The sequence below is a fragment of the Vibrio harveyi NBRC 15634 = ATCC 14126 = KCTC 12724 genome, from assembly GCF_001591145.1.
Lineage (GTDB): Bacteria > Pseudomonadota > Gammaproteobacteria > Enterobacterales > Vibrionaceae > Vibrio > Vibrio harveyi.
The window spans coordinates 1-651 of sequence record NZ_BCUF01000164.1 but is presented as its reverse complement, the minus strand read 5'-3'; the positions used below and the strand labels follow the sequence as shown (position 1 = coordinate 651).

The 651-nt window shown below is 37.5% G+C and carries 1 protein-coding gene; it reads left to right on the top strand.

The genetic code is table 11. From position 1 onward, the window contains the following. A partial coding sequence (locus VHA02S_RS25015) for a hypothetical protein (protein WP_061788482.1) occupies positions 1-646 on the top strand: 646 nt, incomplete at its 5' end. Positions 647-651 lie beyond the last annotated feature (5 nt).

Below are 651 nucleotides of genomic sequence, written 5' to 3'. Positions count from 1 at the left end.
TTGCTCACCCCTTAGCAGGGCGTTATACATTCGGAGTCAGTATTTGGAAACCAACGATCTTATAGCCTTAATATTTAGTGGTATCGGAGCTGTTTTTATATGCATATATTACATGGACAAAAAGCAGTCAGTTTGTTGTGAATGTAATGAAGTAATCAGTCATAGGAAACAGAATAGATATACTCTTGAAAAAGGTGGGGCTAAGCTTGCCCTATGTAAGAAGTGTTTTAACAAAATAAACAAACAAGCTTCGTTAAAAGCGCAAAACTGCTCTTGTTGTAAGAAGCCGTTTACGACTCGCATGAAAATCTCTGAATGGAAAGGAGAGTTTCAATCATACTTCTTGTGTGTTCAGTGTGAAAAGAAAGTGTCTAAAAGAGTTGAAAATACATTTCTACTCAATCAACTTTTGTCGCCCGACTTTATAAAAAAGCACTCTAACTTCTCTGATTTGGAATCAATGGTCGAGTACTCTGGTGTAGAACTGCAAACACAAGATGATCTTAACTCTGATGCATGGAACACGTTTATTGCTACCAATACTTCATTTTCCTGTTGGCATGAGATGAAAGTTGGTGCGGAAGTGCTAATGCTACAAAGGCAAAACGACATTATTGTCCAGAGCTTGCGGAAACAGAATGTATAACAATC